At 66.6% G+C, this 23,656-nt stretch carries 25 protein-coding genes and 1 tRNA gene; 11 read left to right on the top strand and 15 right to left on the bottom strand.

What is annotated here, in order from left to right; translation table 11 throughout:
• Nucleotides 1-89: 89 nt before the first annotated feature.
• Genes murI through hemA form a run of 5 tightly spaced genes read right to left on the bottom strand, consistent with a single transcriptional unit; the run spans nt 90 to nt 4,804 of the window.
• On the bottom strand, nt 90-881 hold the full coding sequence (gene murI / locus ACUCV0_RS14545; protein ID WP_059313453.1) for a glutamate racemase: 792 nt from the start codon (nt 879-881) through the stop codon (nt 90-92).
• On the bottom strand, nt 874-1,629 hold the full coding sequence (locus ACUCV0_RS14540; protein ID WP_059313452.1) for a molybdopterin-synthase adenylyltransferase MoeB: 756 nt from the start codon (nt 1,627-1,629) through the stop codon (nt 874-876). The genes murI and ACUCV0_RS14540 overlap by 8 nt, the downstream gene beginning before the upstream one ends.
• Nucleotides 1,623-2,453 (bottom strand): peptide chain release factor N(5)-glutamine methyltransferase, encoded by an 831-nt coding sequence (gene prmC, locus ACUCV0_RS14535; RefSeq protein WP_482213002.1) that lies wholly within the window; start codon nt 2,451-2,453, stop codon nt 1,623-1,625. Before prmC ends, ACUCV0_RS14540 begins: the two co-directional genes overlap by 7 nt.
• Nucleotides 2,454-2,456: 3 nt before the next feature.
• Nucleotides 2,457-3,539, bottom strand: coding sequence for a peptide chain release factor 1 (gene prfA / locus ACUCV0_RS14530; protein WP_482213001.1), 1,083 nt, complete (start codon nt 3,537-3,539; stop codon nt 2,457-2,459).
• A complete protein-coding gene (gene hemA, locus ACUCV0_RS14525) occupies nt 3,536-4,804 on the bottom strand; it encodes a glutamyl-tRNA reductase (protein WP_059313449.1) in 1,269 nt (422 codons plus the stop codon). Before hemA ends, prfA begins: the two co-directional genes overlap by 4 nt.
• Before the next feature lie 244 nt (nt 4,805-5,048).
• On the opposite strand from hemA, the gene ACUCV0_RS14520 reads away from it, so the two are divergent.
• The 9 genes from ACUCV0_RS14520 to ACUCV0_RS14480 all read left to right on the top strand — a co-directional run bounded on the left by ACUCV0_RS14520 (nt 5,049) and on the right by ACUCV0_RS14480 (nt 12,918).
• Nucleotides 5,049-6,773, top strand: a complete 1,725-nt coding sequence (locus tag ACUCV0_RS14520; protein ID WP_482213000.1) for a tetratricopeptide repeat protein — start codon at nt 5,049-5,051, stop codon at nt 6,771-6,773.
• Nucleotides 6,770-7,390, top strand: a complete 621-nt coding sequence (lolB, locus tag ACUCV0_RS14515; protein ID WP_059313447.1) for a lipoprotein insertase outer membrane protein LolB — start codon at nt 6,770-6,772, stop codon at nt 7,388-7,390. Before ACUCV0_RS14520 ends, lolB begins: the two co-directional genes overlap by 4 nt.
• The gene (ispE, locus tag ACUCV0_RS14510) at nt 7,387-8,247 is read left to right on the top strand and encodes a 4-(cytidine 5'-diphospho)-2-C-methyl-D-erythritol kinase (protein ID WP_442964860.1); all 861 of its coding nucleotides are present in this window, start codon (nt 7,387-7,389) and stop codon (nt 8,245-8,247) included. The genes lolB and ispE overlap by 4 nt, the downstream gene beginning before the upstream one ends.
• 25 nt (nt 8,248-8,272) lie before the next feature.
• Nucleotides 8,273-8,347, top strand: a tRNA-Gln gene (locus ACUCV0_RS14505).
• 41 nt (nt 8,348-8,388) lie between these two features.
• Entirely contained in the window at nt 8,389-9,330 is a 942-nt protein-coding gene (locus ACUCV0_RS14500; protein WP_017641089.1) for a ribose-phosphate pyrophosphokinase, read from the top strand.
• Between the two features lie 122 nt (nt 9,331-9,452).
• On the top strand, nt 9,453-10,073 hold the full coding sequence (locus ACUCV0_RS14495; protein ID WP_059313446.1) for a 50S ribosomal protein L25/general stress protein Ctc: 621 nt from the start codon (nt 9,453-9,455) through the stop codon (nt 10,071-10,073).
• Nucleotides 10,074-10,107: 34 nt separating this feature from the next.
• Complete coding sequence (gene pth, locus ACUCV0_RS14490) at nt 10,108-10,692, top strand: aminoacyl-tRNA hydrolase (protein ID WP_482212999.1); 585 nt, start codon at nt 10,108-10,110, stop codon at nt 10,690-10,692.
• A gap of 42 nt (nt 10,693-10,734) precedes the next feature.
• Nucleotides 10,735-11,835 (top strand): redox-regulated ATPase YchF, encoded by a 1,101-nt coding sequence (gene ychF, locus ACUCV0_RS14485; RefSeq protein WP_059313444.1) that lies wholly within the window; start codon nt 10,735-10,737, stop codon nt 11,833-11,835.
• A 171-nt stretch (nt 11,836-12,006) separates the two neighbouring features.
• Nucleotides 12,007-12,918, top strand: a complete 912-nt coding sequence (locus ACUCV0_RS14480) for a LysR family transcriptional regulator (protein ID WP_482212998.1) — start codon at nt 12,007-12,009, stop codon at nt 12,916-12,918.
• Here the strand turns inward: ACUCV0_RS14480 and ACUCV0_RS14475 are convergent.
• The gene (locus ACUCV0_RS14475) at nt 12,891-13,172 is read right to left on the bottom strand and encodes a hypothetical protein (RefSeq protein WP_434775703.1); all 282 of its coding nucleotides are present in this window, start codon (nt 13,170-13,172) and stop codon (nt 12,891-12,893) included. The two genes, ACUCV0_RS14480 and ACUCV0_RS14475, sit on opposite strands and share 28 nt — an antisense overlap.
• Nucleotides 13,173-13,278: 106 nt before the next feature.
• Nucleotides 13,279-14,466 carry an MFS transporter gene (locus ACUCV0_RS14470; protein WP_482212997.1) on the bottom strand — a complete coding sequence of 396 codons (1,188 nt, stop codon included), beginning with the start codon at nt 14,464-14,466 and terminating at the stop codon, nt 13,279-13,281.
• Nucleotides 14,467-14,569: 103 nt separating this feature from the next.
• On the opposite strand from ACUCV0_RS14470, the gene ACUCV0_RS14465 reads away from it, so the two are divergent.
• Complete coding sequence (locus ACUCV0_RS14465; protein WP_482212996.1) at nt 14,570-15,445, top strand: LysR substrate-binding domain-containing protein; 876 nt, start codon at nt 14,570-14,572, stop codon at nt 15,443-15,445.
• On the opposite strand, the gene ACUCV0_RS14460 is transcribed toward ACUCV0_RS14465, so the two are convergent.
• The 8 genes from ACUCV0_RS14460 to ACUCV0_RS14425 form a co-directional block, all read right to left on the bottom strand.
• Entirely contained in the window at nt 15,442-15,810 is a 369-nt protein-coding gene (locus ACUCV0_RS14460; protein ID WP_271653798.1) for a hypothetical protein, read from the bottom strand. The two genes, ACUCV0_RS14465 and ACUCV0_RS14460, sit on opposite strands and share 4 nt — an antisense overlap.
• 105 nt (nt 15,811-15,915) lie before the next feature.
• On the bottom strand, nt 15,916-16,824 hold the full coding sequence (locus tag ACUCV0_RS14455; protein WP_482212995.1) for a LysR family transcriptional regulator: 909 nt from the start codon (nt 16,822-16,824) through the stop codon (nt 15,916-15,918).
• A gap of 68 nt (nt 16,825-16,892) precedes the next feature.
• A complete protein-coding gene (gene ycaC, locus ACUCV0_RS14450; protein WP_434775698.1) occupies nt 16,893-17,516 on the bottom strand; it encodes an isochorismate family cysteine hydrolase YcaC in 624 nt (207 codons plus the stop codon).
• A 47-nt stretch (nt 17,517-17,563) separates the two neighbouring features.
• The gene (locus ACUCV0_RS14445) at nt 17,564-19,159 is read right to left on the bottom strand and encodes an MFS transporter (RefSeq protein WP_482212994.1); all 1,596 of its coding nucleotides are present in this window, start codon (nt 19,157-19,159) and stop codon (nt 17,564-17,566) included.
• 11 nt (nt 19,160-19,170) lie between these two features.
• Nucleotides 19,171-21,012: an amidohydrolase gene (locus ACUCV0_RS14440; protein ID WP_482212993.1), complete on the bottom strand. Its 1,842-nt coding sequence runs from the start codon at nt 21,010-21,012 to the stop codon at nt 19,171-19,173.
• 52 nt (nt 21,013-21,064) lie between these two features.
• Nucleotides 21,065-21,883, bottom strand: a complete 819-nt coding sequence (locus tag ACUCV0_RS14435) for an alpha/beta fold hydrolase (RefSeq protein WP_482212992.1) — start codon at nt 21,881-21,883, stop codon at nt 21,065-21,067.
• On the bottom strand, nt 21,880-22,509 hold the full coding sequence (locus ACUCV0_RS14430; protein ID WP_482212991.1) for an antibiotic biosynthesis monooxygenase: 630 nt from the start codon (nt 22,507-22,509) through the stop codon (nt 21,880-21,882). The genes ACUCV0_RS14435 and ACUCV0_RS14430 overlap by 4 nt, the downstream gene beginning before the upstream one ends.
• Nucleotides 22,506-22,931, bottom strand: a complete 426-nt coding sequence (locus ACUCV0_RS14425) for a DoxX family protein (RefSeq protein WP_017641110.1) — start codon at nt 22,929-22,931, stop codon at nt 22,506-22,508. The genes ACUCV0_RS14430 and ACUCV0_RS14425 overlap by 4 nt, the downstream gene beginning before the upstream one ends.
• Before the next feature lie 287 nt (nt 22,932-23,218).
• Between ACUCV0_RS14425 and ACUCV0_RS14420 the strand changes: the two genes are divergently transcribed.
• Nucleotides 23,219-23,626, top strand: coding sequence for a DoxX family protein (locus ACUCV0_RS14420; RefSeq protein ID WP_482212990.1), 408 nt, complete (start codon nt 23,219-23,221; stop codon nt 23,624-23,626).
• Nucleotides 23,627-23,656 lie beyond the last annotated feature (30 nt).

Below are 23,656 nucleotides of genomic sequence, written 5' to 3'. Positions count from 1 at the left end.
AAGGGGTTCACAGGCTTCGACTTTTTACCTACAGGGCTGAATGCTAGTCGCTGAACAGGGCTTTGGCGAGTGAAAAGGATGTGGAAACGTCAGACGAACGCCTGTACCACGGCCCCTTCCGGCCACAGCGGCGGTAGCACCGCCCTCAGCTCGGCGGGGCTGCCCGAAGTCCAGAGGCGCGTCGGCCCGGCCGGCCCGCTTGCCAGACGCCCCTCCAGCAGAAGGAGACTTTGCAGACGGCGCGCCACGGCGGCACCGGTGTCCACCAGGATGACCTCTGGCGGCACCAGCTCGGCCAGCAGGGGCCGCAGGAAGGGATAGTGGGTGCAGCCCAGGATCAGGGTGTCGCACTCCGCCGCCAGCAGCGGTTCGAGAAAACCCTGCAGCAACCTTCGGGTCTCGGGGCCCAGCAGATCGCCACGCTCGACTTGCTCCACCAGCCCCGGACAGGGCTGGGTCAGGACCTGAATGCCCAGGGCGAATCTGTCCAGCAAGGCGGCGAACTTGGCGCTCTGCAACGTTCCCGTGGTCGCCAGGACGCCGACCCGACCATTGCGGGTGGCCGCCGCGGCGGGCTTTACCGCCGGCTCCATGCCGACGATGGGCCACCGGGGATAGCGCTCGCGCAGATCGGCGACCGCCGCCACGGTAGCGGTATTGCAGGCCACCACCAGCGCCTTGGCCCCTTGTTCATACAGTCGCGCCGCAATCAGCTGGCAGCGCTCACGGATAAAGGCCGGAGTCTTTTCGCCATAGGGGATATGGCCGCAATCGGCGACGTAATGCAGGGTTTCCGCCGGCAATAGCCGCCTGATCTCCGCCAGCACCGACAGGCCACCGACGCCCGAGTCGAAGACCCCGACCGGTGCCTCGTCAGCCATGACGGGCGCCGCACACCGGGCAACCCGGATCGCGCTTGACCCGCAATTCACGGAAGCGACTGCCCGCCGCGTCCACCAGCAGCAGGCGACCGATCAGGGGTTCGCCGAAGCCGGCCAGCAGCTTGAGCGCTTCGAGCGCCTGCAGACTGCCGACCAGCCCTACCACGGGCCCGAGCACCCCGGCCTCGCTGCAACTGAGTTCGGCTTCGCTGCCCTCGCCATAGAGGCAGTGGTAGCAGGGACTGTCAGCGCGGCGTGGATCGAAGACACTGAGTTGGCCTTCCAGGCGAATGGCCGCGCCGCTGACCAGCGGACGCCCCGTGGCCACGCAGGCAGCATTCACCGCCGCTCGGGTGGTGAAGTTGTCCGAGCAGTCCAGCACCAGATCCACCGCCGCGATTCGAGCCGCCAGGCTGTCGGCGTCCAGCGCCTCGCGCAGCGGCACCAGGCGCACCTCGGGATTGAGCGCCGTCAGCCGCTGCAGCGCGGAATCCACCTTGGTCTGGCCGATCAGGGTTTCATCGTGCAGTACCTGGCGTTGCAGATTGCTCAGGTCGACCCGATCAAAGTCGGCCAGATGCAATTCACCAACGCCGGCTGCCGCCAGATAGAGCGCCACCGGCGATCCCAGGCCGCCAAGGCCGACGATGAGCACCTTGGCTTCTTTCAGCCGCAATTGTCCGGCGATATCGACCTGGGCCAGCAGAATCTGCCGGCTGTAACGCAGCAGTTCGCCATCGCTCAGCATGGCCAGCGGCCTCCGCTGATACGCTCGTGGCCGCCCAGATCATGGCGGCTCTCGACCTCGGTGAAGCCCTGGCGGGCCAGCAATTCCCGCACCGCGCCGGCCTGCTCGAAACCGTGTTCCAGCCACAGCCAGCCACCGGCATGCAGGTGGTCGGGCGCTGCCGCAATCAGCTCGCGGATATCGTCCAGGCCATCGGCGCCGGCGACCAGGGCGCTGCGCGGCTCGAAGCGCACATCGCCCTCCTCCAGATGGCGATCGCTGCCGGCGATATAGGGGGGGTTGCTGACGATCAGCTCGAAGCGCTGCCCGTTCAGGGCGACGAACCAGTGACTTTGCTGAAAGGTGACATTGCCCAGGCGCAGGCGCTCGGCATTGCGCTGGGCCAGGGCCACCGCCGCCGGGATGCGATCCACGCCGCTGACCTGCCAGCGCGGCCGCTCATGAGCCAGGGCCAGGGCGATGGCGCCGGTACCGGTGCCCAGATCCAGCACCCGCACCTCGTCGGCCAGTGGCAGTGCCAGGGCGGTCTCCACCAGCACCTCGGTGTCGGGCCGGGGAATCAGGGTGTCGGCGCTCACTTCCAGATCCAGCGACCAGAAGCCCTGCTGGCCAAGGATGTAAGCCACCGGCTCACCTTGCTGGCGCCGCTCGAGGTCGGTCCGAAAGCGCGCCAGGGCCTCGCGCGGCACCAGCTTTTCCGGCCAGGTGCGCAGGTAGCTGCGCGGCTTGTCCAGGGCGGCGGCCAGCAGCAGCTCCACGTCGAGGCGGGCGCTGGGGGAGTCCGGTAGCTGGCTTTCGCGCAACAGGGCGCCGATGGTAGCCATGGGTCAGTCCCCCAGTGCGGCCAGCTGGTCGGCCTGGTATTCCTGCAACAGCGGATCTATGACCTGCTGGACATCACCGTTGACCACCTCGCCCAGGGAATAGAGGGTCAGGTTGATGCGGTGATCGGTCACCCGGCCCTGGGGAAAGTTGTAGGTGCGAATGCGCTCGGATCTGTCACCCGACCCCACCAGCAGCCGGCGGGTGTCGGACATTTCCTTGTGCGCCGCCGCATCCTGCTGGTCGTTGAGCTTGGCCGACAGCCAGGCCATGGCCTTGGCGCGGTTCTTGTGCTGCGAGCGCTCTTCCTGGCATTCCACCACGATGCCGGTGGGCAGGTGGGTGATGCGCACGGCCGAGTCGGTCTTGTTGACGTGCTGACCGCCCGCGCCGGAGGAGCGATAGGTGTCGACCCGCAGGTCGGCCGGATTGATCTCGATGGCCTGCTGCTCGTCGGGCTCGGGCAGCACCGCCACGGTGCAGGCCGAGGTGTGGATGCGGCCTTGGGACTCGGTCTCCGGTACCCGCTGCACCCGGTGCGCACCGGATTCGAACTTGAGCTTGGCGTAGACGCTGTCGCCTTCGACCCGGGCGATGACTTCCTTGAAGCCGCCGTGCTCGCCCTCGTTCTCCGAGAGCACTTCGAGGCGCCAGCCCTGGCGCTCGGCATAGCGCGAATACATGCGGAACAGATCACCGGCAAAGATCGCCGCCTCGTCGCCACCGGTACCGGCACGGATTTCCAGGAAGACGTTGCGGCCGTCGTTGGGATCCCGCGGCAGCATCATGCGCTGCAGCTCGTCTTCCAGTTCCTGCAACCGCGCCTTGGCGCTGGTCACCTCTTCCTCGGCCATCTCGCGCAGATCCGGATCATTGTCCTTGAGCAGCGCCTGGGCGCCCTCCAGGTCGCCCTGCACCTTGCGGTATTCGATGAACGCCTGGCTGACCGGCTCGAGTTCGGCGTATTCCTTGGAATAGGCACGGAACTGGGTCTGGTCGCTGATGACTTCGGCGTCGCCCAACAGCGCGGTCAGCTCCTCGAAGCGGTCCTGCAGACCGTCGAGCTTGTGCAACAGAGAGGTCTTCATGTCTTGTCCAAACCCTCGTCGAGGGCGAAGAGTTCCTGAGCCAGGGTCAGCGCGTCGACGCGCCCCTCGGCGGATAATTTCTTGAGCTGCACGCTCGGTGCGTGCATCAGCTTGTTGGTGAGACTGCGGGCCAGGGCCGCCAGGGCTTCCTGGGGATCGGCGCCATTGGCCAGCTGGCGCTGGGCGCGGGCCAGCTCGTCATCACGGATCTGCTCGCCCTGCTGGCGATAGGCGCGGACCACGTCCACCGCGGCGCGCTCGCGCAGCCGCTGCATGAAGTCCTCGACCCCGGCCAGCACCAGCTTCTCGGCCGCCTGGGCGGCGCCCTGGCGACTCTTGAGATTTTCCGCCACCACCTCGTGGAGGTCGTCCACCGTATAGAGGTAGACGTCTTCCAGCTCGCTCACCTCCGGCTCGATGTCGCGCGGCACGGCGATATCGACCATGAAGATGGGCTTGTGGCGACGCTGCTTGAGCGCCCGCTCCACCGCGCCCTTGCCGAGGATCGGCAACTGGCTGGCAGTGGAGCTGATGACGATGTCGCTGTTGACCAGTTCGTCGGGAATGTCGGCCAAGAGCACGGTATGGGCGCCGAATTCTTCCGCCAGATGGCTGGCGCGCTCCAGGGTTCGGTTGGCAACGACGATACGCCGCACGCCCTGTTCATGGAGGTGACGGGCGACCAGGGTGATGGTCTCGCCGGCGCCGATCAGCAGGGCCTGGCTGCGGCTGAGGTCGCTGAAGATCTGCTTGGCCAGGCTGACCGCGGCAAAGGCCACCGACACCGGGTTCTCACCGATCGCGGTGTCGGTGCGTACCGCCTTGGCGGTGTTGAAGGTGGCCTGGAACAGGCGCCCCAGCAGCGGACCGACGGTACCGGCCTCGCGCGCCACGGCATAGGCCGACTTGAGCTGACCAAGTATCTGCGGTTCGCCCAGTACCATGGAGTCCAGCCCCGCGGCCACGCGCATCATGTGCCGTACCGCGGCCTCGTCCTGGTGCAGATAGATGCTGGCGCGCAAATCTTCCAGGGGGACCCGGTGGTACTGGGCGAGCCAGGCCAGCACGGCCTCCGCCAGACTGGGCTCCAGCTCCAGATAGAGTTCGCTGCGATTGCAGGTGGAGAGAATCGCCGCTTCGCGACTGTGGGTGGCCTGCTCCAGCTGGCGCAGGGCTTCGACCGTCTGCTCCGGAGTGAAAGCCACACGTTCGCGCACCTCAACCGAGGCGGTCTTGTGATTGATGCCGAGCGCGAGAAAGGCCATGGACGCAAGCAGTCGAACGGATAGGAAAGCCGGACATTGTCCTATGGGCGCGCGGTGGCGACAACCAGCAGCGACGAGACGTCGGACAATGGGTGTCATAGCCTGGGCAAATGAATCTTGCCGGACAAAAGGCGTCAACAGCCTCGACCACCGCACTTCTCGGCCGGCCGCTGCGCATGCGCGACGCGGCCACGGCGACTCTTGTGGCATGATGGACCGACTGTAAAAAGGCCGCCCCGACCCTATGACCAGATACCTTGCGCTGCTGACGACCGCCCTGCTGCTCGCCGGCTGCCAGAACCTCGGCCGTCAGCCGACGCCCGCCGCCGCCATCCCGCCGCCCACCGCCAAGACGAGCACGCCGCAACCGGCCGGCTCCTTTCGCGAAGACACCCTCTATGACCTGCTGGTCGGCGAGCTGGCGGGGCAGCGCAACCGGTTCGACATCGCCCTGACCAACTATGTCGAGCAGGCCAAGTCGACCCAGGATCCGGGCGTCGCCGAGCGTGCCTTCCGCATCGCCGAGTACCTGGGTGCCGATACCCCGGCACTGGAAACCGCGCAGATCTGGGCCCGCAATGCCCCGGACAACCTGGACGCCCAGCGTGCCGCCGCCATCATGCTGGCCCGCGCCGGTCGCTATGACGAGTCCATGGCCTACATGGAGCGCGTGCTCCAGGGCCAGGGTGACACCCACTTCGATTTCCTTGCCCTGTCCGCGGCGGAAACCGACGAGACCACCCGCGCCGGCCTGCTTAAGAGTTTCGATCGGCTGCTGGCCAAATATCCGCATAACGGCCAGCTGCTGTTCGGCAAGGCCCTGCTGCTGCAGCAGGACGGCCGCGCTGACGACGCGCTGAAATTGCTGGAGCGCAATCCGGCGGCAAAGCGGGAAGTGGCCCCTTTGCTCCTGCGCGCGCGCCTGCTGCAAAGCCAGGACCGCAGCGCCGAGGCCCTGCCGCTGCTCGAAGCCGGCATCCGCCAGCACCCGGAAGATCGCCGCCTGCGCCTGGCCCATGCCCGGCTGCTGGTGGAATTGGATCGCCTGGACCAGGCCAAGCGCGAATTCGCCGAACTGGTCGCCCAGTTTCCGGACGATGACGACCTGAGATTCTCCCTGGCGCTGGTCTGCCTGGAAGCCCAGGCCTGGCGCGAAGCCCAGATCTACCTCAAGGAACTGATCGACCGCGGCAGCCATGTGGACGCCGCGCACCTCAATCTGGGGCGCAGCTACGAGGAGCTGGACCAGCCCGAGCAGGCGCTGGCCGAATACACCCAGGTCGGTCCAGGTACCGATTACCTGGCTGCCCAGCAGCGCCAGACGGAGATCCTGCTCGGTAGCGGCCGCATCGCCGAGGCCCGCCAGCGCCTGGCCGAAGCCCGCAAGCGCCAGAGCGAATACGCCGTGCCGCTCTATCTGCTGGAAGTCGAAGGCCTGGCCAGTGCCGACCAGACAGCCCTCGCCGACCAGGCCGTGCAGCAGGCCCTGCAGCAGTATCCCAACGATCTCAACCTGCTCTATGTCCGTTCCATGCTGGCGGAAAAGCGGGGTGATCTCGGGCAGTTGGAAAGCGACCTGCGCTACATCATCGCCCACGACCCCGACAATGCCATGGCCCTCAATGCCCTCGGCTACACCCTGGCCGATCGCACGCCCCGGTTGGCCGAAGCGCGCCAGCTGATCGACAAGGCGCATCAGTTGAGCCCGGACGACCCGGCCATCCTCGACAGCATGGGCTGGATCCGCTATCGCCAGGGCCAGCTGGCCGATGCCGAACGCTATCTGCGCCAGGCCTACGAACGCTTTCCCGACGCGGAAGTGGCCGCCCACCTGGGCGAGGTGCTCTGGGCCCAGGGCAAGCACAGCGAAGCGCGCAAGGTCTGGCGCGTGGGCCTCGACGCCGACGCCGATGACGCCATCCTGCGCAACACCCTCAAACGCCTGACTGGAAGCGAAACCCTCCGATGATCCGCGCGCGTACCCTCTTCACCCTGCTCCTGCTCGCCCTGCTGGCCGGTTGCGCCAGCACCTCCCACCAGGAGGCCGTGGAAGGCCAGGGCAACGCCGCCCAATGGCAAGCTCATAAAAAACGTATCTCCGCCCTCGATGGCTGGCAGATCGACGGCAAGGTCGGCATCCGCGCCCCGCGCGACTCCGGCAGCGGCACCCTTTTCTGGCTGCAGCGCCAGGACTACTACGACATTCGCCTGGCCGGCCCCCTGGGTCGCGGCGCCACCCGCCTCACCGGTCGTCCGGGCGCCGTCACGCTCGACGTATCGGGTCAGGGCAGCTATCAGGCCGACTCCCCCGAGGCCCTGCTGGAACAGCAGCTCGGCTGGCGCCTGCCGGTCTCGCACCTGCTCTGGTGGGTGCGTGGCCTGCCGGCCCCGGACAGCCGCAGCCAGCTGACCCTGGACGCCGACAGCCACCTGGCGCGCCTGGTGCAGGACGGCTGGACCGTCGAATACACCCGTTACACCGAGCAGAACGGCTACACCCTGCCCGAGCGCCTCAAGCTCACCGGCAAGGACCTGGAAGTCATCCTGGTGGTGAAGAACTGGCAGCCGCGCGAGCTGGGCAAATGACCGTGGCGCCCGCCTTCACCCTGCCGGCGCCCGCCAAGCTCAATCTGTTCCTGCATATCCTCGGCCGCCGTCCGGATGGTTATCACGAACTGCAGACGCTGTTTCAGTTTCTCGACTGGGGCGACGACCTGGGCTTTGCCGGACGCGATGACGGCGAATTGCAGTTGCATGACGGCCTGCCGGGTGTCGCCCCGGAACAGAATCTCATCCTGCGCGCGGCTCGCCTGCTGCAGGAAGAAAGCGGTACCCGCCAGGGCGCCGACCTCTGGCTGACCAAGCGCCTGCCCATGGGCGGCGGCATCGGTGGCGGCAGCTCGGATGCCGCCACTACCCTGCTCGGCCTGAATCACCTCTGGGGCCTGGACGCCAGTCTCGATGACCTGGCCGCTCTGGGGCTGCGCCTGGGCGCCGACGTGCCGGTATTCGTCCGTGGCCAGGCCGCCTTCGCCGAGGGCGTGGGTGAAAAGCTCACCCCCGTCGCGCCGCCGGAACCCTGGTATCTCGTGGCGGTACCGCAAGTCTCTGTAAGTACAGCAGAAATTTTTTCAGATCCGCTGTTGACACGGGACACTCCCGCCATTAAAGTTTGCGCCGTTCTCAAGTGGTCAGGTCGAAACGACTGCCAGAGTACGGTCGAAAGGCGTTACCCAGAAATTCGTAACGCTTTGATCTTGCTAAACAAATTTGTTTCAGCTAGATTAACCGGCACTGGAGGTTGCATATTTGGAAGCTTTCCAAATAAGACCGAAGCTGATACAGTAGCTAGCCAGCTACCAGCATCACTTCCAGGCTTCGTAGCCAAAGGCAGCAACACATCAATGTTGCACCGGGCGCTGGCAAGCCTGACCAGAGAATGAGTACAGCTAGTACTCTGCAAGATACAGGGGCGTCGCCAAGCGGTAAGGCAGCAGGTTTTGATCCTGCCATGCGTTGGTTCGAATCCAGCCGCCCCTGCCATTTTCCTTCCAAGACCCACCTCAAGCCGCAGGAACTGCAGCGTGTCCAAGATGATGGTCTTCACGGGGAACGCCAACCCCGATCTGGCACGGCGCATCGTGCGCCAGCTGCACATCCCTCTCGGTGACGTCTCCGTCGGAAAATTCTCCGATGGCGAGATAAGCGTCGAAATCAACGAGAACGTACGGGGCAAGGATGTCTTCATCATCCAACCCACCTGCGAGCCGACCAACGACAACCTGATGGAACTGGTGGTGATGGCCGATGCCTTCCGCCGCTCCTCGGCGACTCGTATCACCGCAGTCATCCCCTATTTCGGCTATGCGCGCCAGGATCGCCGTCCGCGTTCCGCGCGGGTCGCCATCAGCGCCAAGGTCGTGGCCGACATGCTGACCGTGGTGGGCATCAATCGAGTGCTCACCGTCGACCTGCACGCCGACCAGATCCAGGGCTTCTTCGATATTCCCGTGGACAACATCTACGGCTCCCCCGCCCTTGTGGATGACATCGAAGACCAGCGTTTCGAAAACCTGATGATCGTCTCCCCGGACATCGGCGGCGTGGTGCGTGCGCGTGCCGTGGCCAAGAGCCTGGGTGTGGACCTGGCGATCATCGACAAGCGTCGCCCCAAGGCCAACCAGTCGGAAGTGATGCACATCATCGGTGACATCCAGGACCGCACCTGCGTGCTGGTCGACGACATGGTCGATACCGCCGGTACCCTGTGCCACGCGGCCAAGGCCCTGAAGGAACACGGCGCCGCCAAGGTGCTGGCCTACTGCACCCACCCGGTGCTGTCGGGTCGCGCCATCGAGAACATCGACAACTCCGTGCTGGACGAACTGGTGGTGACCAACACCATCCCGTTGTCCGCCGCGGCTCAGGCCTGCAGCCGTATCCGCCAGCTGGACATCGCGCCGGTGGTGGCCGAGGCGGTACGCCGGATCAGTAACGAAGAATCCATCAGCGCGATGTTCCGTTAAGGAACAGCCGCTCTGGAAGCGCCCCGGAAGGTCGTGATGGCCTACCGGGGCTTTTTAGTCGGTAGGACCGTAGAACTGGTCGCAAGTCTCGGTCTGCCGATTCCTTATCCTGGAGATTCACAATGGTTGATTTCACTCTGAATGCCGAAGTGCGTTCCGACCTGGGGAAAGGTGCGAGCCGCCGCCTGCGTCGTAACGCCGGTAACGTTCCTGCCGTGATCTACGGTGGCGACAAGGCCCCGACTTCCATCACCCTGGTCGGCAAAGACCTGGCCAAGATGCTGGAAAGCGAAGCTGCCTTCGCCAGCGTCATCACCCTGAAGGTTGGTGGCAGCAACGAAAGCGTACTGGTCAAGGCTCTGCAGCGTCACCCCTCCAAGGGCTACGTCATGCACGCCGACTTCCTGCGCGTCATCGCTGACCAGAAGCTGACCGCTCACGTCCCGCTGCACTTCATGAACCAGGAATCCTCCGTGGGCGTGAAGCAACAGGGTGGCGAGATCCTGCACACCATCAACGAAGTCGAAGTTTCCTGCCTGCCGAAAGACCTGCCGGAATTCATCGAAGTCGACATGGCCAAGGTCGAGCTGGACCAGATCATTCACCTGAGCGATCTGAATGTCCCGGCTGGCGTCGAGCTGGTGTCCCTGGCCCACGGCAGCGATCTGCCGGTTGCCAGCATCCACCTGCCGCGCATCCGTGAAGAAGCTGCTGACGGTGCCGAAGAAGGCGCTGCCGAGTAAGTTCTCGCACGCCTGAAAGAGAAGGGCTCCTGACATGACTGCCGTCCAACTGATCGTCGGCCTGGGTAATCCAGGCCCTGAATACGACCAGACCCGGCACAATGCAGGGGCCCTTTTCGTTGAGCGACTGGCAGCCGCCCAAGGCGCGAGCCTGGCTGTCGAGCGCAAGTATCACGGCCTCGTGGGGCGCTTTCACCACGCGGGCAACGACGTTCGTCTGCTCATCCCCACTACCTACATGAACCGCAGCGGCCAGGCCGTGGCGGCACTCGCCGGCTTTTTCCGCATTCCGCTGGCGGCCATCCTGGTGGCCCATGACGAACTCGACCTGCCACCCGGCACCGCGCGCTTCAAGACCGGCGGCGGCCATGGCGGCCACAACGGGCTGCGCGACATCATCGCCCAGCTTGGCAATCAGAACGGTTTCCAGCGCCTGCGCCTGGGCATCGGCCATCCGGGCCACGCCAGCCTGGTCTCCAATTTCGTGCTGGGCCGCGCGCCGCGCAGCGAGCAGGAGCTGCTCGACAACAGCATCGACGCTGCCCTGGATGTCGTTCCGGAGCTGCTGGCCGGTGACCTGACCCGCGCCATGCAACGCCTGCACAGCCGCAAGGCCTGACCTACCCTACCCTCTTCCTTTTCTTCCGCGAGGACACACACCATGGGATTCAATTGCGGCATCGTCGGCCTGCCCAACGTCGGCAAGTCCACCCTGTTCAATGCCCTGACCCAATCTGGTATCGCGGCGGAAAACTTCCCTTTCTGCACCATCGAGCCCAACAGCGGCATCGTGCCCATGCCCGATGCGCGGCTGAACGCCCTGGCGGAAATCGTCAAGCCCGAGCGGGTGATCCCCACCACCATGGAATTCGTCGACATCGCCGGTCTGGTGGCGGGCGCCTCCAAGGGTGAAGGCCTGGGCAACAAGTTTCTCGCCAACATCCGCGAGACCGATGCCATCGCCCACGTGGTGCGCTGCTTCGAAGACGAGAACGTCATCCACGTGTCGAACTCGGTCGACCCCAAGCGGGACATCGAGGTGATCGACCTGGAATTGATCTTCGCCGACCTCGACAGCTGCGAGAAGCAGCTGCAGCGCGTCACCCGCAACGCCAAGGGCGGCGACAAGGAAGCCCTGGCGCAAAAGGCCCTGCTGGAAAAGCTGATCCCCCACTTCGAGGCCGGCAAGCCCGCCCGTAGCCTGCTGAAGGGCCTGGACGACGAGCAGAAGCGCCTGGTGCGCAGCTTCCACCTGCTGACCAGCAAGCCGGTGATGTACATCGCCAACGTCGCTGAAGACGGCTTCGAGAACAACCCGCACCTGGACGTGGTCCGCGCCATCGCCGAGGAAGAAGGCGCCGTGGTGGTACCGGTCTGCAACAAGATCGAGGCGGAGATCGCCGAACTGGACGACGACGAGGAAAAGCAGATGTTCCTCGAGTCCATGGGCATGGAAGAGCCGGGCCTGAACCGGGTGATCCGCGCCGGCTACGAGCTGCTCAACCTGCAGACCTACTTTACCGCCGGGGTGAAGGAAGTGCGCGCCTGGACCGTCCGCGTCGGCGCCACCGCGCCCCAGTCGGCCGCCGCCATTCACACCGACTTCGAGAAGGGCTTCATCCGCGCCGAAGTGGTGGCCTATGACGACTTCATCGCCTTCAAGGGCGAGAACGGCGCCAAGGAAGCCGGCAAGTGGCGCCTGGAAGGCAAGGAGTACATCGTCAAGGACGGTGACGTCATGCACTTCCGCTTCAACGTCTGAGTCACGGCTACCGCCAAGGCCCCCTCCTCACCGCAAGGTGGCGAGGGGGTTTTCTTTTGGGCGATCGCTTTGATGGCAGGGGGGCGACGCCACGGTCATGGGCTTACGGATTTGGCACAATGACGGCCACTCGATCGCCCGCGAAAGCCCGCCCGCTGCCTGGATGCCGCCATGAACTTCGAAGACCTGCGCCTGTTCGTCACTACCCTGAACGAGGGCAGCTTCACCGCCGCCGCCGACAAGCTGGGGCTGTCCAAGCAGTTCGTCAGTCGGCGGACCATGGCACTGGAGGAAAGTCTGGGGGTGCGGCTGCTCAATCGCACCACACGACGCCTGCAGGCGACCGAACTGGGCATGCTGCTCTATGAGCGGGCGGTAAAGATCCTCGAGGACGTCAACGACACCGAGGAGCTGTTGTCCAGCCGGCGGACCGTGCCCCAGGGCGTGCTGAGGGTCAGCGCGCCCATGACCTTTGGCACCCTGCACCTGAGCCCCCTGCTGCCGGACTTCCTCTCGGCCTATCCGCAGATCCGCCTCGAACTGGATCTCAATGACCGGGCGGTGGATCTGCTCGCCGAGGGCTACGACATGTCGATCCGCATCGGCACCCTGGCCGATTCCAGCCTGATCGCCAAGCGGCTGACCGAGATGCAGCTGGTGACCTGTGCCAGCCCGGACTATCTGCGCCAGGCGCCGCCGCTGATGGAGCCGGAGGATCTGGCCGGACACAGCTGCCTGCTCTATGGTCATGGCCGGCAGGTGGAATGGCGTTTCCAGCGTGGGGGCAAGCCGCTGGCGCTGTCCATGCAGGGTCAGCTCAGGGCCAACAACGGAGAGGTGGTAAGGGATGCGGCCATCGCCGGTCAGGGGATTGCGGTGCTGCCGACCTTCATCATCGGCGCGGCGCTGGCCTCAGGGGCACTGGTGCAGGTGCTGGAAGACTTCGCCCTGCCCAGTGCAGCCGTCTATGCGGTCTATCCCCAGCACCGCCAGTCGGCGCGCATCGTCCAGCTGTTCTCGGACTATCTGCGCGACCGGCTGACGGTCCAGCCGACTCACGCCACGGTGCCGCGGATCGGCTGACGCTGGGGCCACTGCTGAAGGGTCCGTTCGGCGCCGTCGGCCGCCAGGCGTTGGTCATCCAGGCGCTGCTGCTGACGCTGGATCAAGGGTTGCAGGCTGCGATCAGCGCCGTTTTCAGCCAGGGTGCGATCCTGCTGCTGATGCTTTTCGATCAGCGAACCCAGGGGGCGCAGGGCGCTTTCCTCGGCCTGGGCGGATTGGGCGACGGCGGTGGTGAGCAGGGTGGCGGCGAAAAGAGCGGTGAGGGCTTTCATGGCGAATACCTGGGTCGGGTGGGTGTGGACCTATTGTCCCCAGCCCACCCCACGCCTAGAAATCGTCCCGCGGGATAGCGATCATCGACGGTGCTGATGATAGCGTTCAGGCCCGCGCCTGACGCTGGCGCAGCAGGAACAGGCACCAGACCGCCAGCGCCGTGGCCGCCAGCAGGCAGCCGGCCAGGCTCACGCCGGTCCAGCCGAAGTGCTCGTACAGCCGCGCCGACAGCAGCGAGCCCAGGGAGCCGCCAAGGAAGTAGCCGGTCATGTAGCCGGCGTTGAGGCGGCTGCGGGCTTCCGGACGGAGGCGGTAGACCACGTTCTGGTTGCTGACGTGGCTGAGCTGCACGGCGAGATCCAGCACCAGGATGCCGACCAGCAGCGCCGCCAAGGACGTCTGGGCGAGGGCCAGGGGCAGCCAGGCCAATACCATGGCCGCCAGGCCGATACTGGTGGCGAGACCACCCTTGCCCTGGTCGGCCATGCGCCCGGCCAGGCTGGCGGCCAGGGCGCCCACCGCGCCGGCGAGACCGAACAGGCCGATGGCGCCATCGCTGAAGCCATAGGGCTCGGCGGCCAGCAGAAAGGCCAGGGGCGTCCAGAACACCGCGAAGACGGCGAAACCCAGGCAGCCCAGCAGGGTGCGCAGGCGGTGCAGGGGTTCGTCGCGCAAGAGCACGAACACCGAGCCCAGCAGGCGCGGATAGCTCAGGCCCGCCGACTGTTGATAACGCGGCAGTGCCAGACGCAGGGCCAGGGCGGTGGCCAGCATCAGGCCAGCCGCCACGGCATAGACGGTACGCCAGTCGCCCAGGGACGAGAGCGCGCCGGCCACGGTGCGGGCCAGCAGGATGCCGAGGATGAGGCCACTCATCACCGTGCCCACTGCCCTGCCCCGCTGCTCCGGCGCGGCCAGGGTGGCGGCGAAGGGCACCAGCACCTGGGCCACCACCGAGAAGAGCCCGGTCATGGCGGTGCCCACTAGTAGCCAGGTCAGGCTGGTGGCGGTGGCGCTCAGGGCCAGGCCAGCGGCGGCGATCACGCTCATGGTGACGATCAGCTGGCGGCGCTCCAGCAGATCGCCCAGGGGTACCAGCAGCAGGAGACCGGCGGCATAGCTGAGCTGGGCGGTGGTGACGATGCTGCCGGCCTGGGTGTAGCTCAGGTCGAAGCGCTGGGCGATGGTGTGCAGCAGCGGCTGGTTGTAGTAGTTGCTGGCCACGGCGATGCCGGTGGCGACCGCCATGAGCAGGGTCAGCCAGCGGCTGAGGGGTGGCGTGGGAGTCGACATCCGCAGGGTCCGGGGAGGGAAAGGCCGGTCAGTATCGGACAACAACAGCTATCGGTTAAATGAATCGTTAAGATAATCCTGATCTCATTTCAAGATAGAATTCATGAATCTCAAGCAGTTGGAGTTCGCCGTCGCCCTGGCCGAGGAGCGCCACTTCACCCGGGCCGCCGAACGCTGCCACGTGGTGCAGTCGGCGCTCAGCCACCAGATCGCCCGGCTGGAGGCCGAGTTGGGCGCCACCCTGTTCGAACGCCTGCCGCGCCAGGTACTCGTCACCCCGGCGGGCGAGGCCCTGCTGGTCCATGCCCGTCAGGCGCTAGCGGCGGTGGAAAGGGCGCAGCAGGACGTGGCCGCCGCGGTCGGCACCATTCGCGGCACCCTGACGGTCGGCCTTATCTCCTCGGTGCCCCGCCTGGATATCGTCGAGTTGCTGGCCACCTTCCATGCCCGTCATCCTCAGGTGGACATCCGGCTGCGCCAGGACAAGAGCGAGACGCTGCTGGCGGCGGTGCGCGAGCGACAACTGGATTTCGCCCTGATCGGCCTGTCCCGCCAGGTGACCCTGGAGGCGGTGGCCAGCCGTCTGCTGCTCAGCGAGGAGCTGGTGGCGGTGCTGCCGGCAGGGCACGTCCTGGCCAGACGCGAGCGACTCTCCCTGCATGAGCTGATGGATCTGCCGTTGGTGGACCTGCCCGCCGGCAGCGGGGCGCGGCGGCAGACCGATGAGGCCTTCGCCGCCCTGGGCCTGCCTCATCGCGTGCGCTTCGAGACGAGCAATATGCAGCTGCTGGAACGCTTTGTCCGTCGTGGGCTGGCGATCGGGCTGGTGCCTCACAGTATCGCCATCACCTTCGCGGGCCTGGCCCAGGTGCCGATCAGCGATGCCCCGCAGCGTAACGTCCATGCGATCTGGTCGCCGCTGCCGACACCGGCGGCGCGGGAATTCTTGCGGGTATTGGAAGAAGCCTTGGTGGACTAGCCTTCGCTCACCGGTATGCGGCGGACGAAAGTACCCACCCGCCAGGCCAGTTGTTCGCCCTGGCACTGCACCAGCAGATTGCGCACTGGATAGGACTGACCGGCGACACTGGCCTCGGCCTGGGCTTCGCTGGCGCCATCGAGGTGGTTGCGGGCAAGGACCTGGTAGCTGCCGGTGGGACAGCGCGCGGCCGCTTCACCGGCGCAGCCGGACCAGCTGCCGAACACCCCGTTGCACTGCACCAGGTAGGCCGTGTGGCCGTCCTTGAGATAGGCGTTGTGGGAACTGGCGCAACCGGCCAGCAGGGCAAGGAAGCCGGCGCAGGCCAGCAGGCGAAGGGCATTGCGGAAGGTGACGAGGTTCATGGGAGGGGCTCCGGAAGACATGCAGCCATCCTAGAAAGCCAACCCCTTCGCCAATAAATCGTACCGGCGGATAGCGCTTATCGATGCCGCTGATAGCCCGAATCGCTAGGACGTCTCGCCCATGAATCTGACGATCTCGCCGCGCAGCCAGCGCTCTCCTGGGTCCAGGTCTTGAGCGGCGCGCCAGACCAGCGACAGCTTCGCCGGAACGATGGGAAACGGCGGTTCCTCGATGCGCAGACTGCCACTGGCGGCCAGCGCCTGGGCGGCATAGTCGGGCACTGTGGCGAGCAGGTCGCTGCCCGCCAGCAAGGCGCCGAGACCGTTGAAATGGGGCACGCCTAGGGCTACCTTGCGGCTGCGCCCGAGGCGCGCCAAATCGTCGTCGATGTTGCCGCAAAGATCGCCGGACATGGACACCAGCACATGGGGCCGGGCGCAGTAGTCGTCCAGGGTCAGAGGCGCGGGATCGGCGTCGGCGCGAACCACCAGGGCGCGGATGTGCCTCAGGGTGCGGCACTTGGCGTTGGCCGGCAGCTGGGTGGTGTAGCTGATGCCCAGGGACACCTCGCCACTGGCCAGCAGGCCGGGCAGCAGCAGGAAGTTGGCGTTGCGGACCACCAGCACGCAGTGTGGCGCCACCTCGCGCAGGTGGGCCAGCAGCGGCGGCAGCAGGCCGCACTCGACATCGTCGGACATGCCCAGGCGAAAGACCGCACGGCTGGCGCCGGGATCGAAGTCGTCGACCTCGCTGAGGGCATTGGACAGGCCGTCGAGGGCCGGTTGCAGGCGTGCGAGGATGGCCAGGGCGCGCGGCGTAGGCTCCATGGCGCGGCCACTGCGCACCAGCAGCGGATCGTCGAAGAATTGCCGCAGGCGCACCAGGGCGGCGCTGATGGCCGGCTGGCCGAGAAAGAGTTTTTCCGCGGTGCGGGTGAGATTGCGCTCGTGCATCAGGCTTTCGAACACCACCAAGAGGTGCAGGTCGATGCGGCGCAGGTCGTTACGGTTCACGGCGTCCCTCCGCGAAGGTCTGGCAGGGATGGTTCGGCGCCGAGGGAGGCGCCGGACCATCGTTCCCCTTACTTGGCGGACAGCTTGGCGTAGCTGGTCATCAGGTTGCGGTAGTTGGGGATGTGGTTGGACAGCAGCGCGCCCAGGCCTTCGATGTCGTTGCGCCAGTCGCGGTGCAGCTCGCAGGCCACGCTGAACCAGTTCATCAGTTGCACGCCGGCGGCGCTCATGCGCGCCCAGGCAGCCTGCTGCACGGTCTTGTCAAAGGTGCCGGAGGCATCGGTCACCACGAAGACGTCGAAGCCTTCGGCAATGGCCGCCAGTGCCGGGAAGGTCACGCAGACATCGGTCACCACGCCGGCGATGATCAGCTGCTTGCGGCCGGTGGCCTTGATGGCGGCAACGAAGTCATCGTTGTCCCAGGCATTGATCTGGCCGGGGCGGGCGATGTACGGGGCCTCGGGAAACAGCTCGACCAGCTCGGGCACCAGCGGGCCGTTGGGGCCCTGCTCGAAGCTGGTGGTGAGGATGGTGGGCAGGCCGAAGAACTTGGCGCTGTTGGCCAGGGCCAGGACGTTGTTCTTGAAGTCGCTGGGGGTGAAATCCTGAACCAGCGAGATCAGACCGGCCTGGTGGTCGATCAGCAGGACGACGGCATCGTTCTTGTCGAGACGGTTGTAGGGCTTGCTCATGGTGGAGTCCTCGGGGGAGTGGTGGTGCTTGGGGGTGAAGGGCGGCGTCAGGCGCCGCCCAGGAGATGACGGATGGCGATGGGTACGTCAGGGGTCTGGTACTGCCGCGCCGCCGCTTCCAGGGGCTGTTCGCCCTGGGTGACGCGGTGGTGGTGGCGCAGGTGCTCCAGCCAGGATTCATCGCAGAAGAATTCCTGCCAGCGGCGTGGTTCGGCGCTGTCCTGCAGCAGGGCCCAGGAGAAGGCACCGTTGCGCCGGCGCATGGCGCCGACCGCCTGCATCGCCTGGCGAAAGGCCGGGCCGTGTTCGGGGGCGATGTCGTACTCCAGGGTGACCATCACCGGGCCGCGTTCGCGATCCAGGGAGTCGTCGAGGATCGGCGCCGGCCAGTGCAGCGCGGGGGCGATATCGGCCGCCGGGGTGACCGGCAGACGCAGGCGCCAGGTCAGCCCGATCCCGGCCAGCAGCACCCCGGCCGCCGCGCTCAGCGCCAGACTCAGGGAGAAGTGACTGGCCAGGGCGCCCCAGAGCAAGCCGCCCAGGGCGCTGGTGCCAAAGAACACCAGGATGTAGACGGCCAAGGCACGGGCGCGCACCCAGCCGGGCACGGCGGTCTGGGCCGCCACCTGCAGGCTGGAGAGCACGGCGATCCAGGCCAGGCCGCTGACCAGCATGACCGGCAGCAGCCAGGCGAAGTCGCGAATCCAGGCCAGGCCCAGCAGCACCCCGGCATAGAGCGCGCTGGCACCCGCCACCAGGAGGTCACTGGACAGCCGTTCGCGCAGCCGCGGCAGGAGCATGGCGCCGCCGATGGCGCCCAGGCCGACGCACCCGAGCAGGATGCCGAAATCCAGGGCGGTGCCCTGCAAGGCCTGGCGCACCAGCAGCGGCAGCAGGGCCATGCCGGCGCTGGCACCGAGGAAAAACGCGGCGGTCCGGGCCAGCACCACCTGCAGATGGAGCGAGCTGCGGGCATAGCGGAGGCCGACCCGGACAGCGCCCAGGAGGCGCTCCGCGGGCAGCACGGCGGCTGCAGGTTGGCGTCGCCAGGTCAGGAGCGCGACGATCACGGCAAGGAAGGAAACGGCGTTAAGAGCGAAGGTCAGCCAGGGACCGGCCAGGCTGACCAGCACCCCCGCCAGGGCCGGGCCGAGGGCGCGGGCCACGTTCATGCCCAGGCTGGACAGGGCGATGGCCGCCGGCAGCTCGCGCTTGTCCACCAGCTCGGGCGTCAGCGCCGACCAGGCCGGCAGCATCAGCGCCGTGCCCACGCCCATGGCCAGGGTCAGCCCCAGGAGCAGCGGTACGGTCATCCAGCCGGCCAGGGTCAGCCCGGCCAGAGCCAGGGCCACCGTGGCCATCCACAGCTGCACGCCGAGCAGGTAGCGGCGGCGGTCGACGATGTCGGCCAGGGCACCGGCCGGCAGTGCCAGCAGGAACATCGGCAACGCTCCCGCCACCTGGACCAGGGCCACCGCCAGGGGACTGGCCGACAGCGAGGTCATCAGCCAGCCGGCACCCACTTCGTGCATCCAGGTACCGATGTTGGACGCGATGCTGGCCAGCCACAGCCAGCGGAAGGTGCGCTGGCGCAGGGGCTGCCAGGGCGAGGCGGCGTTGGGGTTCAAGGCGGCGGCGGTCATGGTGGCGGTCCTCAGAAGCTGAAGCAGGAGCAGCCGAAGGCGCCCCAGAAGCCACTGAAGTCGCTCACCGGCACCTGGCTCTGGCGCGCCCGCTCATGGCCGTGGCCATGCACGGAACAGGCGCCGGCGCACTGGTGCACGGCGGCCTGCAAGGGTGCGCCGGGCTTCCAGTGGCCGGGCACCTTGACCACCGGCGACCAGTCCGGCGTGACCGGCAAGGGCGCCGGGCCGAGGCGATCGAACTCCTCGGCACCATGGACGATGCGGCCGCCGACCACGGTCAGCACCGACTCCAGGTGCTTGATGGCCTCTTCCTCGACGGTGAAGAAGTCCGCCGAGAGCACTGCCACGTCGGCCAGCTGGCCCACCCGCAACTGGCCCTTCTTGCCCTGTTCCGAGGAGAACCAGGCACTGCCCTGGGTGAACAGCTGCAGGGCGGTGGCCCGCGGCAGGCCCTCCTGATAGAGCGCCAGGCCGCCGACGGTACGGCCGCTGACCATCCAGTACAGTGAGGTCCAGGGGTTATAGCTGGAGACGCGGGTGGCATCGGTCCCCGCCCCTACCGGCACGCCTTCGGCGAGCATCCGCTGGATCGGCGGGGTCTGCTCGGCGGCCTTGGCACCATAGCGGTCGACGAAGTATTCGCCCTGGAAGGCCATGCGGTCCTGGATGGCGATGCCGCCGCCGAGGGCCTTGACCCGCTCGATGTTGCGCGGACTGATGGTCTCGGCGTGGTCGAAGAACCAGGGCAGCCCGTTGAAGGGCACGTCGCGATTGACCCGCTCGAAGACGTCGAGCATGCGCGAGATGGATTCGTCGTAGGTGGCGTGCAGGCGGAACGGCCAGCGTTGCTCCACTAGGTGGCGCACCACGGGCTCCAGATCGGCCTCCATGGTGGACGGCAGGTCCGGGCGCGGTTCGAGGAAGTCCTCGAAATCGGCCGCTGAGAAGGCCAGCATCTCGCCGGCGCCGTTGTGTCTCAGGAAGTCGGTGCCCTGGTGCAGGGTAACGCTGCTGGTCCAGTTCCTGAAGTCGGCCAGCTCTTCCTTGGGCCTCTGGGTGAAGAGGTTGTAGGCGATGCGTACGGTGAGCTGGTCGGCATCGGCCAGCTCCTGGATGACCTGGTAGTCGTCCGGGTAGTTCTGGAAGCCGCCGCCGGCGTCGATGGCGCTGGTCAGGCCCAGACGATTGAGCTCACGCATGAACTGGCGGGTGGAGTTGACCTGGTATTCCAACGGCAGCTTGGGCCCCTTGGCCAGGGTGGCGTAGAGGATCATGGCGTTGGGCCGGGCGATGAGCATGCCGGTGGGCTCGCCCCGGGCGTCGCGCTGGATCTCGCCGCCTGGCGGATTGGGCGTGTCCTTGGTGTAGCCCACGACACGCAGGGCGGCGCGGTTGAGCAGGGCCCGGTCATAGAGGTGCAGGATGAACACCGGGGTGTCCGGCGCAGCCTGGTTGAGCTCCTCCAGAGTCGGCAGACGGCGCTCGGCGAACTGGAATTCGTTCCAGCCGCCCACCACCCGCACCCATTGGGGCGCCGGGGTACGCTCGGCCTGGTCCTTGAGCATGCGCAGGGCATCGGCCAGCGAGGGCACGCCTTCCCAGCGCAGCTCCAGGTTGTAGTTGAGGCCACCGCGGATCAGGTGCAGGTGGGAGTCGTTGAGGCCCGGGATGGCGCGGCGACCGCGCAGGTCGACCACCTGGGTGCCCGGGCCGCGATGCGCCATGACATCGCTGTCGCTACCCACGGCAAGAAAGACGCCGTCCTTGATGGCGACCGCGGTCGCCTCGGGGCGCTCGGGATCGACGGTGTGGAGCTTGCCGTTGTGCAGGATCAGATCGGCGTGTTGCATGTGGCCTCCGGGACCAGGATCAGAAGTCCGGGCGCAGGGCGCCCGGAAAGGCTCAGCCGGCGACGAAGGCCAGCAGGTCGCGGTTCAGCTGCTCGGCGTGAGTCACCGCGAAACCGTGGGGGGCGCCGGCGTACACCTTGAGCTCGGCGCCGCGGATCAGCTCGGCGGCCAGCTTGCCGGTGGTCGCGAAGGGCACCACCTGGTCGGCGTCGCCGTGGATCACCAGGGTCGGTACGTCGATCTTGGCCATGTCCGGACGGAAGTCGGTTTCCGAGAAGGCGGTGACGCAGTCGACCGTGCCCTTGAGCGAAGCCAGCAGGGCGATGTTGAGGGTCTGGGTGAAAACGCCTTCGGAGACCTGCTGGCCCTGGTTGGTGCCATAGAACACCGGGGCGAAGTCAGCCAGGAACTGGGCGCGGTCCTTCAGCAGACCCCCACGGATACCGTCGAAAACGCCTTGGTCGACGCCCTGGGGGAAGTCCGGCTTCTGCCCGAACAGCGGGGTGACGGCGCCGAGCAGCGCCAGCTTGCCGACCCGCGCCGAACCGTGGCGCGCCAGGTAGCGGGTGACGTCGCCACCGCCCATGGAGAAGCCCACCAGGGTGACGTCGCGCAGATCCAGGTGCTCGATCAGCTCCTTGATGTCGTCGGCGAAGGTGTCGTAGTCATAGCCATTCCACGGCTGGCCGGAGCGCCCGAAACCGCGCCGGTCGAAGGCGATGGCGCGATAGCTGTGGCTGGCCAGATGATGCATCTGGTATTCCCACATGTCGGCGTCCAGCGGCCAGCCGTGGCTGAACAGCACGGGCTTGCCACTGCCCCAGTCCTTGAAATAGATCTCGACGCCGTCGCGGGTGGTGAAGGTGCTCATGGCTGCTCGCCTCTGTGGATGGAAGGAGTGAAAAAGGCGCCCGAGCGGGCGTTGAGCCAGGGCGCGCACAGGCGGCTCACCCTCGGCATGATCAGGAACACCACCAGCGGCACGATGCACAGGGTGATTAGCAGGTTGCTCGGCACAGTGCCGGCCAGCACGGGATAGCGCGCGAACAGCGGCTGCCACAGCGGCGGGATCAGCATGGTCAGAGGGGCGATGACCAGGTAGGTCAGCACCGCCTGCTTCCAGGCCGGCGGCTGGCGCACCCCGGGGCGCGGCGGGTTGAACCAGAACTCGGCGTCGGCATGCACTTCGGGCGCATCGGCTCCGTGCAACAGCGGCGCCACCTCGGCGATCAAGGCCTGGCGCTCTGGTGAGGCCAGCCAGGCCTGCAGCCGCTCGACGTCGGCGAAGCGCACCAGGGTAGTGAAGGCAGCGCCCTCCTCGGCCGGCGGGATGACATCCACACCGAGATGGCCACAGGCTTCACGGGCAGCGGTGACCGCGCGCTGCAGCCAGCGCTGGTAGGCGTCCTGCTGGTCGGTCAGAGGCTGGTGGCGGATCACCAGGGTGACGATGCGACTGTGCGCCTGGTGCAGGTCCTGCCCGCGTGTGGCGCTCATGACAGGGCCCTCGCGAAACCACCCTGAGCGGCGTGACGCCTGACCAGCCGGGCTTCCAGTGAATAGCGACCGGGCCCGGTGAGCGCCAGGGTGCCGAACAGCACCAGCAGCAGCCAGCCGAACTGCCCCTGCTCCAGAGACCACTCGGGGTGCACCACCAGCAGGGCGATCAGCAGCAACCCGAGGATCGGCAAGCAGGCCAGGCGCGTCGCCCAACCCAGGGCGATCAGCAACGGACAGAGCACCTCGGCGAAGACGGCGAAGCCCAGCGTCGGCCAGGCGCCCAGGTGCAGCGGGTCTTCGATCAGGCCAAGCTGCTGGCGAAAGTGCAGCGCCTTGGGCAGGCCGTGTACCGCCAGGAGCAGCCCGGCGCCGCCCAGGCGCAGGAACAGGAGTCCCAGATCCAGCCTCACGCTTCCCATGACCCATCCCCCTGATGAAAGAGTCGGCTGCGAGAGAGACCTCGCGCCGTCGATGGAGCGAACTTTCGCCCGAACGACGGCGGACGGCCTTGGACGTCTGTGCTGGTTTTTGTACGCCTGTGCTGTGGCGTGTAGCTGAAAGGATTCAGGTTGCAGCAACGGGAAGATAGTCAACCTGAGGGTGACTGTTTAACACCCCACTACTACTTATTCGGAAATCGAGTGGACAGTAAGCTTGCCCCATCGCATCCAAGCCGGATGCCAGACCTGGAAAAGGACAGTCAACGATGAATACCCAAGCCCTCACCGCCACCACCGGCCGCCTGCTGCTCGCCAGCCTCTTCCTGTTCAGCGGCGTGGGCAAACTGCTCGCCCCAGCAGCCACCAAGGGCTACATCGCCGCCATGGGCCTGCCCTTCCCGGACCTCGCCTACCTCGGCGCCCTGGTGGTGGAGCTGGGACTCGCCAGCCTCCTGCTGATCGGCTACCGCACCCGCCCGGTCGCCCTGGCCATGGCCGCCTTCACCCTGGTGACCGCCCTGGTGTTCCACAGCCAGTTCGCCGATCAGAACCAACTGATCCACTTCCTCAAGAACATCGCCATCGCCGGTGGTCTGCTGCAGGTAGCGGCCTTTGGTGCCGGGGCTCTGAGCCTGGATGGCCGGCGACCAAAACGTCTGGCCCATCTGGCCTGATCGCCGCTGGCTGCGAAGCGCCCGCCTGAT

Source organism: Pseudomonas sp. VMV1, assembly GCF_056790235.1.
Note: the sequence above shows the minus strand (reverse complement) of the source record. Positions and strands in the feature narration are given on the sequence as shown.

Bases quoted from the DNA above. Each gene is read 5' to 3' on its own strand.
- ACUCV0_RS14440 (WP_482212993.1), bottom strand. From the start codon at position 21,012: ATGCAACACGCCGATCTGATCCTGCACAACGGCAAGCTCCACACCGTC.
- prmC (WP_482213002.1), bottom strand. From the start codon at position 2,453: ATGGCTACCATCGGCGCCCTGTTGCGCGAAAGCCAGCTACCGGACTCC.
- prfA (WP_482213001.1), bottom strand. From the start codon at position 3,539: ATGAAGACCTCTCTGTTGCACAAGCTCGACGGTCTGCAGGACCGCTTC.
- lolB (WP_059313447.1), top strand. From the start codon at position 6,770: ATGATCCGCGCGCGTACCCTCTTCACCCTGCTCCTGCTCGCCCTGCTG.
- ACUCV0_RS14420 (WP_482212990.1), top strand. From the start codon at position 23,219: ATGAATACCCAAGCCCTCACCGCCACCACCGGCCGCCTGCTGCTCGCC.
- ispE (WP_442964860.1), top strand. From the start codon at position 7,387: ATGACCGTGGCGCCCGCCTTCACCCTGCCGGCGCCCGCCAAGCTCAAT.
- ACUCV0_RS14430 (WP_482212991.1), bottom strand. From the start codon at position 22,509: ATGAGCGCCACACGCGGGCAGGACCTGCACCAGGCGCACAGTCGCATC.
- ycaC (WP_434775698.1), bottom strand. From the start codon at position 17,516: ATGAGCAAGCCCTACAACCGTCTCGACAAGAACGATGCCGTCGTCCTG.
- pth (WP_482212999.1), top strand. From the start codon at position 10,108: ATGACTGCCGTCCAACTGATCGTCGGCCTGGGTAATCCAGGCCCTGAA.
- ACUCV0_RS14475 (WP_434775703.1), bottom strand. From the start codon at position 13,172: ATGAAAGCCCTCACCGCTCTTTTCGCCGCCACCCTGCTCACCACCGCC.
- ychF (WP_059313444.1), top strand. From the start codon at position 10,735: ATGGGATTCAATTGCGGCATCGTCGGCCTGCCCAACGTCGGCAAGTCC.
- ACUCV0_RS14520 (WP_482213000.1), top strand. From the start codon at position 5,049: ATGACCAGATACCTTGCGCTGCTGACGACCGCCCTGCTGCTCGCCGGC.
- ACUCV0_RS14495 (WP_059313446.1), top strand. From the start codon at position 9,453: ATGGTTGATTTCACTCTGAATGCCGAAGTGCGTTCCGACCTGGGGAAA.
- ACUCV0_RS14435 (WP_482212992.1), bottom strand. From the start codon at position 21,883: ATGAGCACCTTCACCACCCGCGACGGCGTCGAGATCTATTTCAAGGAC.
- hemA (WP_059313449.1), bottom strand. From the start codon at position 4,804: ATGGCCTTTCTCGCGCTCGGCATCAATCACAAGACCGCCTCGGTTGAG.
- murI (WP_059313453.1), bottom strand. From the start codon at position 881: ATGGCTGACGAGGCACCGGTCGGGGTCTTCGACTCGGGCGTCGGTGGC.
- ACUCV0_RS14480 (WP_482212998.1), top strand. From the start codon at position 12,007: ATGAACTTCGAAGACCTGCGCCTGTTCGTCACTACCCTGAACGAGGGC.
- ACUCV0_RS14470 (WP_482212997.1), bottom strand. From the start codon at position 14,466: ATGTCGACTCCCACGCCACCCCTCAGCCGCTGGCTGACCCTGCTCATG.
- ACUCV0_RS14465 (WP_482212996.1), top strand. From the start codon at position 14,570: ATGAATCTCAAGCAGTTGGAGTTCGCCGTCGCCCTGGCCGAGGAGCGC.
- ACUCV0_RS14445 (WP_482212994.1), bottom strand. From the start codon at position 19,159: ATGACCGCCGCCGCCTTGAACCCCAACGCCGCCTCGCCCTGGCAGCCC.
- ACUCV0_RS14425 (WP_017641110.1), bottom strand. From the start codon at position 22,931: ATGGGAAGCGTGAGGCTGGATCTGGGACTCCTGTTCCTGCGCCTGGGC.
- ACUCV0_RS14540 (WP_059313452.1), bottom strand. From the start codon at position 1,629: ATGCTGAGCGATGGCGAACTGCTGCGTTACAGCCGGCAGATTCTGCTG.
- ACUCV0_RS14460 (WP_271653798.1), bottom strand. From the start codon at position 15,810: ATGAACCTCGTCACCTTCCGCAATGCCCTTCGCCTGCTGGCCTGCGCC.